This window comes from Peribacillus sp. (assembly GCF_059453735.1).
On the sequence record NZ_JAZVJO010000124.1, the window covers coordinates 1 to 1,622 of the forward strand.

Below are 1,622 nucleotides of genomic sequence, written 5' to 3' on the forward strand. Positions count from 1 at the left end.
CAAGTTTTTATGATGAAGACAACAATATGGGAGGTGAATGATACAAAAATAATAACTAATATTATTTTTGTTGAAGAATTACAACCTGTAAGAAACATTGATCAAAAAAATGTAGGGGGAATCATTTTGAGAAGTTTGAAAAAAATAAGTGCATTGGGCTTGTCGACAGTTCTTGCACTATCATTGGCAGCTTGTAGTGGAACTGAAAAGGAATCGTCTGGTAATGAAAAAGGCGGAGGTTCTCAAGAACAAATTACATTAAACTTTTGGACTTTTGGAGCTACTGGTTATGAAGACTTGGCGAAAGCCTATGAAGAGGAAAACCCTAATGTGAAAGTAAAAGTAAGAGCTGCTGAAACTGCAGAGCACCATGATGCATTATTTACCGCATTATCGGCAGGAAGCGGAGCTCCAGACATAACGATGCTAGAGATTGATCAATTGGATCGTTTTAAAGCAGCGCAAGACCAGTTCGAAAACCTTTATGATCTTGGTGCAAAAGATATTCAAGATCAATACTTAGATTGGAAATGGAACACAGGTGAAAACAATGCTGGTGATTTCTTAATTGGCTTACCAACGGATATTGGTCCAAAAGCTTTATACTACCGTACAGATGTATTTGAAGAGGCTGGCTTACCAACAGATCCAGAAGAAGTAACTAAACTTATCAGTTCTCCAGAAGCATTTGAAGAAGCAGGTATACAGGTGAAGGAAGAGACCGGTAAACCATTCATCGATAGTATAGAAATGGCATTCAGAGCTTATTTAGATGCAGCACAAGAAACTTTTCTTAATGCTGAGGGAGAATTATTAATTGAGCAAGAGGGAAATGCGGTTAAAGAGGCATACGATTATGCTGTAAAGCTTAATGAGCTTGGAATTGTTGGGAAATTTGAAATGTGGTCACCGGAGTGGGCCAATGCAGTAAATAAGGGTGAATTTGCAGCAGAATTAGGAGCAGGCTGGTTAAAAGGTTGGATGGAAGGCAATGCACCAGAGGCTGTCGGCAAATGGAGAGTAGCGACTTTACCAACTGAATTTGCTGCAAACTGGGGCGGTTCTTTTATCTCCATTCCAAAAGAAACTAAAAATGCAGCTGAAGCTTATAGATTTGCAGAGTGGTTAATCTCTCCTGACAATCAAATAAAATCATTCCAAACAAAAGGGTTATTCCCATCTGCTCCAGCTGTTTACGAGATGGATTCCTTCAAAAACAATGAAGATGAGTTCTTTGGTGGCCAATCTACAGCACCAGTATTTGCTCAAGCAGCACAAGACATTAATGGAGCGGTTTTTAAAGGAGAAAAATATTTCCCGGTTTATCAGGAAGTACTGAATGCATTGAAGGATGTTCAATCTAAAGGGGCAGATCCCGAAAAAGAATGGGCAGCGGCAGTTAAGCGTGCAAAGGATTTATTAAATCGCTAAGTAAAAAGATTACTAGATTTGAAGGTGGATGAGGAGTTGAATGAGCTTCAATTCCACCTTTCATAGGACATGAGGTGAGTATATGAGTGCTGTAAGTAATAAGGAAAAGGTAAGAAAAAAAAGGTACATGTCTGAAGCAAAAAAAGATATGGCTTCAGGTTATTTATATATTGCACCTTTCTTTATTATTT

1 protein-coding gene is annotated in these 1,622 nt (G+C 38.4%); it reads left to right on the forward strand.

Annotated features, from left to right (window positions below):
• Nucleotides 1–126 precede the first annotated feature (126 nt).
• Nucleotides 127–1,431, forward strand: coding sequence for an ABC transporter substrate-binding protein (locus AC52RT_RS04100; protein WP_495539572.1), 1,305 nt, complete (start codon nucleotides 127–129; stop codon nucleotides 1,429–1,431).
• The last annotated feature ends 191 nt before the right edge of the window (nucleotides 1,432–1,622 follow it).